The 12,389-nt window shown below is 72.2% G+C and carries 9 protein-coding genes and 2 pseudogenes; 4 read left to right on the top strand and 7 right to left on the bottom strand.

Annotated elements, in window-relative coordinates; all coding sequences use genetic code 11:
• The first annotated feature begins 155 nt into the window (after positions 1–155).
• The 3 genes from AB0E90_RS06575 to AB0E90_RS06565 are packed head-to-tail and all read left to right on the top strand — an operon-like array spanning position 156 to position 4,310.
• A complete protein-coding gene (locus tag AB0E90_RS06575; protein WP_360400260.1) occupies positions 156–2,936 on the top strand; it encodes an ATP-binding protein in 2,781 nt (926 codons plus the stop codon).
• Between the two features lie 53 nt (positions 2,937–2,989).
• Entirely contained in the window at positions 2,990–3,658 is a 669-nt protein-coding gene (locus tag AB0E90_RS06570) for a hypothetical protein (protein WP_360400257.1), read from the top strand.
• Positions 3,651–4,310, top strand: a complete 660-nt coding sequence (locus AB0E90_RS06565; protein WP_360400254.1) for a GNAT family N-acetyltransferase — start codon at positions 3,651–3,653, stop codon at positions 4,308–4,310. Before AB0E90_RS06570 ends, AB0E90_RS06565 begins: the two co-directional genes overlap by 8 nt.
• Before the next feature lie 151 nt (positions 4,311–4,461).
• On the opposite strand, the pseudogene AB0E90_RS06560 reads toward AB0E90_RS06565, so the two are convergent.
• The 5 genes and pseudogenes from AB0E90_RS06560 to AB0E90_RS06540 all read right to left on the bottom strand — a co-directional run.
• A pseudogene (locus AB0E90_RS06560) lies at positions 4,462–4,620 on the bottom strand (DUF3237 family protein); the annotation flags it as partial.
• Positions 4,617–5,720 carry a CocE/NonD family hydrolase gene (locus tag AB0E90_RS06555; protein ID WP_360401338.1) on the bottom strand — a complete coding sequence of 368 codons (1,104 nt, stop codon included), beginning with the start codon at positions 5,718–5,720 and terminating at the stop codon, positions 4,617–4,619. The pseudogene AB0E90_RS06560 and the gene AB0E90_RS06555, both read right to left, overlap by 4 nt.
• A 96-nt stretch (positions 5,721–5,816) precedes the next feature.
• Positions 5,817–5,890 (bottom strand): annotated as a pseudogene (locus AB0E90_RS06550) (hypothetical protein); the annotation flags it as partial.
• Between the two features lie 100 nt (positions 5,891–5,990).
• On the bottom strand, positions 5,991–7,133 hold the full coding sequence (locus AB0E90_RS06545) for an MFS transporter (RefSeq protein WP_360401335.1): 1,143 nt from the start codon (positions 7,131–7,133) through the stop codon (positions 5,991–5,993).
• 103 nt (positions 7,134–7,236) lie between these two features.
• On the bottom strand, positions 7,237–9,849 hold the full coding sequence (locus tag AB0E90_RS06540; protein WP_360400251.1) for a family 78 glycoside hydrolase catalytic domain: 2,613 nt from the start codon (positions 9,847–9,849) through the stop codon (positions 7,237–7,239).
• A gap of 128 nt (positions 9,850–9,977) precedes the next feature.
• Between AB0E90_RS06540 and AB0E90_RS06535 the strand changes: the two genes are divergently transcribed.
• A complete protein-coding gene (locus AB0E90_RS06535) occupies positions 9,978–10,637 on the top strand; it encodes a TetR/AcrR family transcriptional regulator (RefSeq protein WP_360400248.1) in 660 nt (219 codons plus the stop codon).
• Here the strand turns inward: AB0E90_RS06535 and AB0E90_RS06530 are convergent.
• Together AB0E90_RS06530 and AB0E90_RS06525 are read right to left on the bottom strand one after the other, a co-directional pair.
• The gene (locus tag AB0E90_RS06530) at positions 10,618–11,469 is read right to left on the bottom strand and encodes an alpha/beta hydrolase fold domain-containing protein (RefSeq protein WP_360400245.1); all 852 of its coding nucleotides are present in this window, start codon (positions 11,467–11,469) and stop codon (positions 10,618–10,620) included. The two genes, AB0E90_RS06535 and AB0E90_RS06530, sit on opposite strands and share 20 nt — an antisense overlap.
• A gap of 39 nt (positions 11,470–11,508) precedes the next feature.
• The gene (locus AB0E90_RS06525) at positions 11,509–12,366 is read right to left on the bottom strand and encodes an alpha/beta fold hydrolase (RefSeq protein WP_360400242.1); all 858 of its coding nucleotides are present in this window, start codon (positions 12,364–12,366) and stop codon (positions 11,509–11,511) included.
• Positions 12,367–12,389 lie beyond the last annotated feature (23 nt).

Genomic DNA, 12,389 nt, shown 5'->3' with positions numbered 1-12,389 from the left:
GTGCCAACGGCCTGGTTCGGGCTGTCGCCTACTCTACGAACGGCCGCGCAACCGTTCCCGCACCGAATTGCACCCGGCATCGTTGCGCCGCGGTAGCAGTTCCTCTCAAGCAGCCGCGACGGTCACCGATTGCTACGGCCATGGCACAGAGGGTGGTGGATCGCCTCCAGACGCTGCACGCCACCGGTCTGCTCGAAGCAGGTCCGGTGGCATCGCTCGATCGGCTCACCTCTCTCGCCGCACGCCTGCTCCAGGCGAACGCGGCGATGGTGTCGCTGATCGACGCCGACCATCAGCACTTCGCGAGCTCCCACGGCCTCGTGGACGGTCCCCGCACCCGGTCTCTCTCCCACTCGTACTGCAAGTACGTGGTGCAGGACGAGGCTCCCCTGATCGTGGCGGACTCACGCCTCGACGCCCGGCTGCGCGAGATCTCCGACCCGCAGGCCATCGCGTACGCCGGCTTCCCGCTGCGCGCGCCGGACGGCTCGGTTCTCGGCTCGTTCTGTGTGATCGACTCCCGGGAGCGCGACTGGACCCCCGACGAGCTGGCCACCCTGGGCGACCTCGCCGAGGCCGCGTCGGTCGAGGTCGCGTTGCGGCTCGCGGTCGCCCGGGAGTCCGTGGCCCGGCAGCGCACCGAGGCGATCCTGCAGGGCACGCACGACGCGTTCATCTCCACCGACCGGACCGGCCGCGTGCTCTCCTGGAACGCCGCCGCCGAGCGCATGTTCGGCTACGGCCCGGCCGAGGTGATCGGCCGCCCGATCGGAGAGTTGATCTTCCCGGACCGATTCCGGGACACGATGCCGGTGATCGGCGAGCAGGTGTCGGTGACCGTGGCCGGCAGCTCCGGCCAGGAGTTCCCGGCCGAGATGCTGCTGCAGGAGGTCGACGACGCGCTCTACTTCGCGTTCGCCCCGGACAGCGCATTCCTGCAGGCGCTGCTGGACAGCCTCGACACCGGTGTCGCCGCCTGCGACAACCAGGGCCGGCTCACCTTCTTCAACCGCAGCCTGCGCGAGCTGCTCGGCAAGGAGGCCGCTGCCGACCTGTCCATGGAGGACTGGCCTGCGCACTACGGCGTCTACACGGCCGACGGCCGTGAGCTCGCGAAGGACTCGGCGCTCGCCCGCGCCCAGGCGGGTGAGATCGTCCGGGGTGAGCAGATGGCGATCTGGCGCGACGGCCAGTGGCGCCGGCTCATCGCCCACGCCCGCCCGATCGAGACCGCCGACGGCCGCCGCCTCGGCGCCGTCTCGGTGACCCGCGACATCACCGAAGCGCACCGGGCCGAGGAGCTGCGCCGGGCCCGGCACGCGGTCGCCCAGGTGCTCTCCGACGCGACCAACGCCACGGACGCCGCCATCCGGGCGGTCGCCGCCATCACCGACGAGCTGGGCTGGCTCTGCGGCGAGTACTGGCAGGTCACCGACGACCGCCAGCAGGTCGTCCGGCTCAGCTCGCACACCACCGGTGACCACGACCTGTCCGCCTTCACCGGCGACCAGCCGCTCTCCTTCGTGATCGGCGAGGGCCTGCCCGGCCTGGTCTGGCGCCGCAACAGCGAGGTGTGGTGGCACACCGGCGTCATGCCCGAGGACATGGAGTCCTACGGCCGCCGGGCGCTGCAGGAGGTCGGCATCCGGGTCGCGGTCGGCGTGCCGGTGCGCTCCGGCCGGCGCGTCCTCGGCGTGCTCGCCTTCTACACCGATGCCGATCTGCCCTACGACTCGGACACGGCCGGCATGTTCGACGCGGTCGGCGCCCACCTGGGGCAGTTCCTCGAGCGCCGCTGGGCCGAGGACATGTCGCTCGCCCTGGCCGACGCCCGCCGCAACTTCAACCGGGTCGTCGAGCAGGTCAACGACTACGTCTGGACGGTCGAGGTGAACGGCGCCGGGCTGCCGTCGATCGTCTACGGCAGCCCCAACGCCTCCGGCGTCTTCGGTCCCGTGCCGGACGGCGCGCAGCCGACCCTGACCGACCGGCTGCACCCCGACGACGCCGAGCTGCTCGTCAAGTTCCAGCAGGACCTGCTCGACGGCGAGCCCACCGAGCTGGAGTGCCGGGTCATCGGCTACGACGACCAGGTCCGGTGGATCTGGACGCGGGCCATGTCCCGCTGGGAGAACGACCGGTTCTACGTCGACGGTCTCAGCACCAACGTGACCGACCGCCGGGAGCTGGCCAACAAGCGTGAGGAGCTGCTGGAGCAGGAGCGTCACCAGGTCGGGCAGCTGCGCACCCTGGACCGGATGAAGGACGAGCTGGCCGCGCTGGTCATCCACGAGCTGCGTAACCCGGTCGGGGTGATCCGCGGCTACAGCGAGATGCTGATCGACAGCCCGTCGCTGGGCGAGCTCGACCGCAAGCACGCCGACGTCATCGAGCGCACCACCCTGCACCTGCAGGGCCTGGTCGACGATCTGCTCGACCTGGCCCGGCTGGCGGCCGGCCACATCAGCATCAGCCCGCGGCCGCTGGCCGGCGGGAAGCTGGCGCACGACGTGATCGAGAACCACGCCCCGAGCGCGGCCGCGAAGCAGCTGACCATCGTGGCCCTCATCCAGCCGGACGTCACCGTGCACGCCGACGGGCAGCGACTGCGCCAGGCGCTCGACAACCTGCTGTCCAACGCGATCAAGTACACGCGGGACGGGGGCACCGTCACGGTGTCCGCCGAGCAGCGCGGCGACGAGGTCGTCATCCAGGTCAGCGACACCGGCATCGGCATTCCCGAGGAGCAGTACTCGCACCTGTTCAGCCGGTTCTTCCGGGCCAGCAACGCGACCGACGCGGGGATCAAGGGCACCGGGCTGGGCCTGGCGGTCACCAAGGCGATCGTCGAGGCGCACCACGGGACGATCTCCGCGGGGCCGGCGTCGGGCGGCGGCACCAGGTTCACGATCACGTTGCCGGTCAATCCCGCCTGAACTCGGCATTGCGGGCCGGGCGGGTCTGACAACAGGGTGGTTGATCAGGTTGGATGTGCCCCGTGACCGCACAAGATCTGGTCGGCGCGCTGCCGGATGCCGCGACGCTGCGTCGCCGGTGCCGCGCGCTCGCGATGCTCGACGCGATCCTCAGCCCGGACGAGGAGGCGCGGCACTACGGCTACAACGTGTCGTGGGGGCCGGGCGAGGAGATCGCCGAGATGCGGGACGGCTCCGGCGACGAGTTCCACATCGTCTTCGGCCCGGCCGGGGTTTTCGTGCGTGGCTTCGACCACGAGTCGGTGATGAGCCCGGCGCGCAACGACGAGGAGCTGTGGCCGGGCCTGGTCGACGCGGTCCCGGCGACGTTCGCGGCGCAACTGGATGAGCCGGCCTTCGGGTGGGGCGCCCAGTTCTACGCGACCGTGTGCGTGTGGCGCGAGACCGGCGACGACCGCTGGCGTACCGGCGCGGTCGACTACCCGCCCGGCGACGACCCGGACGGCGCGGACCGGCTGTTCGCCGTCCTGCTGGACGACACCCCCGCGTCCTACCGGGCGTTCGCCGAGGACTATTACGAGACCGCGATCGACCCCGGCGCCGTCAACGACGTCTTCGCCCTGACACCGCTGACCGAGGCTCTGGTGCGCCGCCTGAACCCCGAGCTGGCGCTCGGCAAACTGGCCGCCGACATCGAGGCCATAGGCTACCCGGATGTCTGAACTGGGGGAGCTCGTCGTTCGGTGGCAGCGGGGCTGGGGTGTGTCGCGGGGAGTTCCGGCCAGCAAGGATGTCGGCGGGGCGGTGCGGGCGCACTGCCGGCAGAACGGGCGCGAGGTCGAATACTTCGCCTACGACGACACGGACCTGGCGCGGCTGGCCCAGCTCGTGCGCGGCGAAGAGGCGGTCACCTGGCTGACCGTGCCGAGCGCCGAACCCGACCGGGCGGCCGCGGATCTCGAGGCCGCCGGCCTGGTCCTGCTCAAGCGCTCGGAGCAGCTGATGACCATCGACCTTGGTGAGCATCCGCCGGCCACGCCGGCCGAGCCCTACCGGATCCGGACGCGGGTGGACGGCGGCGCGATCACGGTCGAGGTGCTCGACGCGTCGGGCGCCGAGGGCGCCCACGGGTGGGCCGGGCTCAGCGGCGGCGACGCGGTCGCCGACCGGATCCTGACCGCGCCGGAACACCGCCGCCGCGGGCTGGGCCGCGCGGTCATGAGCGCGCTGGCCACCACCGCGCGCGAGCACGGCGCCGGGACCGGCCTCCTCGTCGCCAGCGACGAGGGGCAGCGCCTCTACCAGGCGCTGGGCTGGCGCCCGGTGGCCGAGGTGCTGATCGCGTCGACCCCGGGTGTCGAGTTTCCGGCCTGAGCCGGCTCAGTGCAGCAGATAGGCGGCGTAGCGGCCGGCAGCCGGACCGGGTCGGCCAGGATGATCGAGCGGTTGAGCCGGTCGTGCCGCCCGGCCGGGGCCTCGAGGTGGACGGTCCGGCGGAAGTAGTAGTCGCCGCGGTCGACGCCCCGCCCGGCAGCACCTCGCCGGCCAGGGCCGGGCCGTGGAACGTGCCGCCGGTGATCGGGATGATCCGGCGGCAGCCGGCCGGTATCTCGCCCAGTGCCTGCACCTCCCCGAGGGTGATCTCGGCGTCGGCGAGGAACTCGAGGCGCGGCCCGGCCGTCATGCCGGCAGCGTGGGCAGCACGATCCGCGACGGGTGTGCCGGGTCGTGCAGGATCTCCTGGTTGGCCCGGTGCAGGGTGCGGGCGGCGCCGGCCGGCTCGTCGCCGCCGGTGTTGCGGGCATAGCGCGGGTGCGCGCCGGAGCTGATCTGGATCCGGATCCGGTGCCCGGCCCGGAACCGGTGGGCGGTCGGCAACAGCGACACGATCACCTCGCGTACGCCGTCGTCGCCGGCCTTCGGGTCGATCGTGACCGTGCCCCGCCCGCCGATCCGCCGGATGCCGTCGCACACCGTCCACGATGTCCCGTCCGGGCGTACGTCGCAGATCCGGACGAACAGGTCGGTGTGCTCCCGGTCGGAGCGCAGCGCGATGGTGGCCACCGGCTCGCCCAGCACCTCGACCGGGCTCGACAGCTTGGCTGAGGTGAACGTGAGCACGTCGGCCCGGCGCTCGTGGGCGGTGTTGTCCACCGGCCCGGACTTGGGGCTCAGGGCCGGGCCGCCGAGCGCCGGGGTGGGATCGGCGGGGTCGTAGACGTAGCGGCTCGGCGCGCTCACCGGCGGCGTGCGGGTGGCGAGGCCGCCTTCGGGCTGCAGCAGCCACGGTGTGCCGGTGACGGCGGCCGGCGGCCACTCGGTGTAGCCGCGCCACTCCTCGGCCCCGGTGACGTAGACCCGGACCGGGTCCGGCCGGGTGTCCGGCCCGCCCATCAGCCGGTTCCGGAGGAACGCGTACACCTCGGCCGGGGTGTCCCGCAGCAGCGGCGGGCTGGCGTGACCCCACGGGCCGACGGTCAGCTGCGGCGGATTGCCGGCGTCGACGAGCTGCTGATAGGTGCGCAGTTGCCAGGGCAGGAAGATGTCGTACCAGCCGGTGGTCATCGCGATCGGCGCGGTGACCTTCGGGACCGCGGCGGTGTGCGACTGGACGGTCCAATATTCGTCGCTCAGGTCGTCGCGGTTGACCCAGTCCTGGTAGCAGTCGATGGTGCGGCCGGTGGCCACCCGGTCGCCCGCACCCAGCGGTGGGTGTCGACGCCGTCGGACCGTTCGTGCAGCTGCGGCACGAAGACGCCGCCGCTGCCGGCGGTGCCGCGGCAGCTCTGCGAGGAGACCGGGAAGCCCTGCTCGGCCAGCAGCCGGCAGATGGGCGCCCCGATCCCGGCGCGGCCGTACGGGCTGCGGAGGAGGACGGTCGGCGGATGCGCAGCGGCTTCGGTTTCGGAAAACGGCAGGTAGAGGTCGCCGAGCAGCACCGTGCCGTCGGACATCGGCACCTCGATGTCGCGGCGGATCTGGTAGCGGTGCGACGCCTCCGGCAGGCCGGGGAACGCCTTGTGCAGCAGCGCGCTGGTCAGTCGGCGGATCATGTCAGCGCACCCCGCGGATCGGCAGGATGAACAGCGCGCTGACCGCCGCGGCGATGACGCCGGCGATGAACAGCGCGGTGTAGGAGCCGAGGGCCAGCAGGGCGGGCGCGGCCGCCGGGACGATCATGATGGGCAGGCTGTTGGCGAGGTTCATGATGCCGAGGTCCTTGCCCGGGTTGGCCGGGTCCGGCAGCACCTCGGTGACCAGGGCGAAGTCGACCGCGAAGTAGACCCCTTGGCCGAGCCCGAGCACGGCGATGGCCAGGAAGAACGCCGGGATGCTGCCGGCCGCGGCGACCAGGCCGAGCCCGACCGCGAAGATCAGCGCCGCGACGACGACGAACGGCTTGCGCCGGCCGATCCGGTCGGAGATCTTGCCGGCGATCGGGGCGAAGATCAGCGAGACGCCGGTGAGGACGAGGGTGGCGAGGAAGATCGTGGTGCCCACCGTCGCCTCGTCGACGTGCTGGACGTCGATCAGGTAGAAGGTCTGGTAGGCGTTGACCGCGGCCACGCCGAGGAAGATGAACAGCCGGCTCCACCAGGCCAGCCCGAAGCTGGGGAACCGGAACGGGTTGACCCAGAAGGTGCCGAGGAAGTCGCGGAGCACGAACGGCGGCCGTTCCTCGGGCGTGAGCTGCCGGTCCTTCAGCACGATGGTCAGCAGCAGCAGGGCCAGCACGGCCACCCCGGCCGGGAGCAGGATCATCGCGGTCAGGTGCGGCTGGACGAGCTGGGCCAGGAACAGTCCGAGCAGAGCGCCGATCGGGGCGCCGAGGCCGACCATGCTCGACGGCGTGCCGCGGTGCTCCGGGGCGAACTGGTCCGGCACGATCGCCGAGGCGGCGACCAGACCGGCCACCGCGCCGGTGCCGACGAGCACGAACGCGAGGGTGAGCAGCACCGTGTCGTGCGCGGCGACGATCAGCAGCGATCCGGCGGCGATCAGGGCGGCGGCGAGGAGAAGGAACGGCCGGCGGCGGCCGAGCCGCGAGGTGGTGCGGTCGCTGAGCCGCCCGACCAGCGGGTACGCCACCAGCGAGGTCAGCCCGCCGAGGGCCACCACGATCGACAGGATCGTGGTGGAGCGATCGGGGTCGATCTGCTGGGCCTTGAGGGCGAGGGTCAGGATCGAGTCGGCCAGCAGGGTGCCGGAGGTGGCCGCGATCGCGAAGAGGAAGAAGAAGTAGAAGCGGCCACGGGGTTGCGCCAGACGGTGTCCGGCGGCACGGCGGCGACACTGATGCTCACGAGAGACTCCTGGTGGGGGACGGAACGGAGAGGTGGTTCTCGCCGGCGGAGAGCGGCGTCTCGCCGGCCGCGGTGGCCAGCGTCGCGGTGACTCCGGGCGGCACGGTGACGTGGATGTCGGCGGTGCCCCCGGCGAGTTGCCAGGAGACGGTGAGCCGGCCGTACGGGGTGCCGACGTGCGCGCGGACCGAGTCGACGCCGGCGGCGAGATCCGGCTCGACGGTGGCGGTGCGGTAACCGGGTGAGGTGGGGCGGATCCCCGCGACCCGGCGGTACAGCCAGTCGTCGACGCAACCGAACGCGTAGTGGTTGAGCGACATCTCGCGAGCCGTGCCGTCCGGCGCGATCGCGTCCCAGGACTCCCAGATCGTGGTGGCGCCCCGGTCGACCTCGTAGAGCCAGGACGGCATCTCCGACTGCCACAGCACCCGGCGGGCGAGCTCGGGATAGCCGTTGTCCCAGAGGACGTCGAGCAGGTACGGCATGGACAGGAACCCGGTGTCGAGCCGGCCGTCGCGGGCCTCGACCAGGGCAGCGAGCCGGGCGGCCACGGCGGCCCGCCGTGGGGTGGGAACCATGTCGAAGGCGAGCGCCAGGACGTGCGGTCCCTGCAGGTCCGGGAGGCTTTCCTGGGTGGCGGCGAACGCGCGCCGCACCGCGCGGGCCTGGCTCTCCAGGTCGTCGGCGAGGGAGTGCCGGCCCAGCGTGCGGGCCGAGCGGGCGGTCACGGTCAGGGTCTGGGCCTGGAACATCGGCGCGACGAGCGCGCCGGTCAGGGCGGGCGCGATGCCGATGGCCTCGTGGATCGGCCGGCCCTCCAGCGTGCTCGGGGTCAGCCAGTCGCCGAACTGGTCGTCGGAGAGGTAGCGCGGCGACCGCTGGTACTCGATCCAGGCGAGCATCGCGTCCAGGTTCTCCTCGAGCACCCGCCGGTCCCCGGTGCGCTCGTAGAGGGTCCACGGCACCAGGGCGATCGCGTCGCCCCACCCGGCGGCGGCCACGATCGCGCCGATCCCGGTCGCCGCGGCGGCGGACCCGGCGTCGTGCGGGGAGTACGGCGAGAAGATCGGCACCCGGCCGTCCGGCAGCTGATCGGCGCGCACGTTCGCCAGCCAGCGGCGCAGGAACGGCACGACCTGCGCGTTGTTGGTGGCGGCCGGGGCGAAGACCTGGATGTCACCGGTCCAGCCGGCCCGTTCGCGTTGCGGGCAGTCGGTCGGCACGGACAGGAAGTTGGCCCGCTGGCTCCACACCACGTTGCGGTGCAGCCGGTCGAGGCGCGGGTCCGAGGTCGCGAACGAACCGGTCCACTCCAGGTCGCTGCCGAGCACGACCGCGACGACGTCGCCGAACTCGGGCGCGACCGGCAGGCCGTGGATACGGGCGTAGCGGAAGCCGTGGAAGGTGAACGCCGGTTCGTACGTCTCGCCGCCGGGCCGGCCGGCCGCGACGTACACATCGGTCTGTTCCTTGTTGATGCCGTTGATGTTGGCGAACCAGGCGCCGTCCGGCCGGAGCGTTTCGGTGTGCTCCAGGGTGACCACCTGGCCGGGGCGCGGGTCGCGGACGGTGAGCCGGACCCGGCCCGCGATGACCTGGCCGAAGTCGACGATCCAGCCGGTCTCCGCGTCGCCGGTGATCTGCCCGGCGGGCAGTTCGAGAACCCGCCGCACCGGCTCGCCGGCGAACGACCGCAGCATGGCCGTGCTCTCGCCGGTCGGCGCCGCCGGGGTCCAGCCGATGTCGTCGAAGCCCGGCGAGGCCCAGCCGGCCTTCTCCTCGCGCCGGTCGTAGCGTTCGCCGACGAACAGATCCGCGTACGCCCACGGGCCCGGCGAGCCGACCACGCCCGGCCCGGAGCGGACCAGGTCGGTGCTGCCGTCGGCGTGGTCGAGGTGCAGCTGCCAGGTGGCGCCGGTCTCCGCGCCGAACTGGGCGCTCGAGCCGCTGATCCCGATGCGCCCGGCCCACCAGCCGTCGGCGAGCGCGATGCCGAGCACGTTCTCGCCGGTGACCAGCAGGTCGGTGACGTCGTAGCACTGCACCGAGATCCGGTGCGGGTAGCTGTCGAAACCGGGGGCGAGCACCTGGTCGCCGGCGTCGTGGCCGTTGAGGTGGGCGGTGTAGACGCCGTGCGCCGTCGCGTACAGCCGGGCCCGGGTCACGCCCTCGCGCACCCCGAACCGCTGGCGCAGCAGCTGGACCGGGCGCAGCCGCTGCTCGGCCGGGGTGGTGGGGCGATTGCCGGTGATCCAGTCGAACAGCGTCCACCGCTCGGTGGCGGTGGGCTCCTGCTTCGGGCTGATCCAGGCCGCCTGCCAGTCGGCCGGGCCGAGCAGGCCGGTCTCGAACGTGGAGGAGGACGCCTGTCCGGACGGCCAGACCCGCACCTGCCAGCGGTACGCCTGGTTGGGCTCGAGGGCTTCCCCGGCGTACTCGATCGCGGGGAACTTGTCCTTGACCTTGCCGCTGCGCCAGACCGGGTGGCCGTCGGCCCGGTCGACGCTGATCTCGAACGCGTCCTGGGCGCAGCCGGGTGTCCAGCTGAAACGCGGTTGGTGGACGCCGATGCCGATCGGCCGGGCCTGGTATTCGACGCGTAGGTCCATGAGGCGCTCCGAGGTGGGCTGTGGTGCGGCTCACGCTAGAAGTTAAAAACCTAAGGCACAAGGTTTCCGGCACGAAAACCGAAGATTTCAGGTTTTCGCGCGGCGGAATGCCGGTATACGGTGTCGCCGTGAGGGAAGACAGGGAGCGCGGCAGCTATTCGGTCGGGCGCGCGCGCCGGGAAAAGATCCTCGACGTGGCGATCGCCAACTTCGCCGAGCTGGGCTACTCGCAGACGTCCATGGCCAAGATCGCCCAGGACGCCGGCCTCACCGGCCCCGGCCTCACGCACCATTTCCCGACCAAGAAACACCTGCTGGTGGCGGTGGCCGAGCGGCGCTTCAGCATGCTCCGCGAGCTGGCCGAGGAAGCGCCGGAGGATGTCGACGGCACCGGGCCGCTCCGTCAGATGGTGCGGCTCTCCGGCCTGCTGCACCGGCAGCCGGGCATGGTCGAGCTGTTCGTGCTCGTCTCGGCCGAGGCCGCCGACCCCACCAGCGCGGCGCACGCGCTCTACGTCGCCCGCTACGAGACCGTGGTGGCCGCGCTGACCGAGAGCTTCCGCACGTCGGTCGAGGCCGGCTTCCTGCGAGCCGACCTCGACTACGACGGCATCGCCCGCGAGTGCATCGCGGTCGCCGACGGCCTCCAACTGCAGTGGGTGCTCACCGGCCGCCGCATCGACCTGCTCGGCCTGATCCGCAACCACCTGGAGCGGCTCGCGCCCGCGATCCTGGTCTCCGGCCGGGCGGTCGACCTATCGGATGAACTCAGGCCAGCCAGGTCGTGAAGCGCTCCATCGTGCGGATCGCGGCCGGGGCGCCCACCTCGTTGAGATAACCGTGCGCGGTGCCGCGCTCGCGGACCACCGTGACGTCGACGCCGGCCATCGCCAGCTCGGCCGCGAAACCTTCGCCGGACATGCGCAGCCGGTCCGCCTCGGCGTTGACGATGAACGCCGGCGGGAGTCCGCGCAGGTCATGGCCGGCCGGATAGACGTAGGGGTCGTCCAGCGCCTCGCCCGCGTAGTTCTCGTTGATGGCCATCATCGCCGCCTTCGGGAACGTCAGGAACGCGGGCAGCTCCTTGAGCATCGCCTGCAACTCCTCGTCGACCGGCGGAACCTCACCATGCAGAACCGGATAGACGAGCAACAACGACGCCGGTTGTACGCCGCCGGCGTCCCGCAACCGCATCGCCGCGCTCGCGGCGAGGTTCGCGCCCGCGCTGGCCCCGCCGAGCGAGACCCGCACCTCGCCGAAGCTCTCCACGGCCCACTCGAACGCCGCCGCGACCTGCAGCGACGCCACCGGGAAGCGAGCCCGCGGCCGGTCCGACATCGGTGGCGGCGGCAACGGCGCATCCGGCCCCGGCCCGCCCGGCGGCAGCAGGGCGGGAAGCGCGTCCAGCGGCGCCAGGGTGTAGTCGACCGACACCACCGTGACGCCCCGCCCGGCCAGCTCGCGGGCGACCTGATCGGCCTCGGGCATGTCGAGGTCGCCGAACATGAACGCGCCGCCGTGCATCCACACCAGCACCGCACCACCGGGCTGCGGCGGCTGATAGGTCCGGACCCGGAACGGATGACCGCCGGCCGCCAGGGCAACCTCGTCGATTTTCATCGCGTCATCGTAGCCCTCAAAACCTTGTAGGCAAGGTTTTCAGGCGGCCAGCAGCGGCCGGACCAGCTTGTTGAACTCCTCGGGCCGCTCGATCTGCGGCATGTGCCCGGTGCCGGGGAACAGGTGCCAGGACGCGTGCGGGAACGCCGACCGCGCCGCCGCCAGGTGCGCCGAGGGGAGGATCCGGTCGCGCTCGCCCCACACGAGCAGGGTCGGCTTGGCGTGCCGGGCCACCCGGGGGAGCAGCTCGGCCCGCCACCGGGGCGCGATGCCGCGGAACCCGCCGAGGGCCTGGGCGACCTCGAGATAGACGGCCGCGAAGTCGGGCTGCCGGGACAACTTGATCGCCATCGCCACCCGCTCCGGCGTCACCATGGCGCGTTCGGCGAACACGGACCGTTCCAGGCGCGGCGCCGAGACCTTGTCGATCCGGCGCAGCAGCTGACGCCCCACGCCGGGGATCGCCAGTGCGCGCAGCGCGAACGTGACCTCCTTGCCGAACCCGGCGCTGTTGACCAGGGTCAGCGTCGACACCCGGGCCGGCTCGTCGACCAGCATCTGCATCGACGTCGCGCCGCCGAGGCTGTTGCCCATCAGGTGCACCGGGCGGGTCTCGCCGAGCGCGTCGAGCGTCGCCCACACCCCGTCGGCCAGCGTGGACAGCGTCGTCGGCGCCGGCATCCGCTGGCTCAGCCCGAAGCCGGGCAGGTCGATGCTGATCACCCGGTGGTCGGTGTCGAGGAGCGGATGCTGCGCGTCCCAGTCCTCCAGGCTGCGCCCGATGCCGTGCAGCAGCACCACCGGCGGCGCCTGCGGATCACCCGACTCGTGGTAGCGGATCCGGGCGGTCTGCACGTCGACGTACTTCATCGGGCCACCTCCTGCGGTGGGCTTCATCGGGCCACCTCCTGCGGTGGGCT

The sequence above is a fragment of the Actinoplanes sp. NPDC026619 genome (assembly GCF_040638295.1).
In the GTDB taxonomy this organism is placed as follows: Bacteria; Actinomycetota; Actinomycetes; order Mycobacteriales; family Micromonosporaceae; genus Actinoplanes.
This window is presented reverse-complemented; position numbering and strand designations above follow the sequence as displayed.

Excerpts from the sequence above, each read along its gene's own strand:
- AB0E90_RS06530 (WP_360400245.1), bottom strand. The coding sequence starts at position 11,469 with ATGAAAATCGACGAGGTTGCCCTGGCGGCCGGCGGTCATCCGTTCCGG.
- AB0E90_RS06570 (WP_360400257.1), top strand. The coding sequence starts at position 2,990 with ATGTGCCCCGTGACCGCACAAGATCTGGTCGGCGCGCTGCCGGATGCC.
- AB0E90_RS06525 (WP_360400242.1), bottom strand. The coding sequence starts at position 12,366 with ATGAAGCCCACCGCAGGAGGTGGCCCGATGAAGTACGTCGACGTGCAG.
- AB0E90_RS06565 (WP_360400254.1), top strand. The coding sequence starts at position 3,651 with ATGTCTGAACTGGGGGAGCTCGTCGTTCGGTGGCAGCGGGGCTGGGGT.
- AB0E90_RS06540 (WP_360400251.1), bottom strand. The coding sequence starts at position 9,849 with ATGGACCTACGCGTCGAATACCAGGCCCGGCCGATCGGCATCGGCGTC.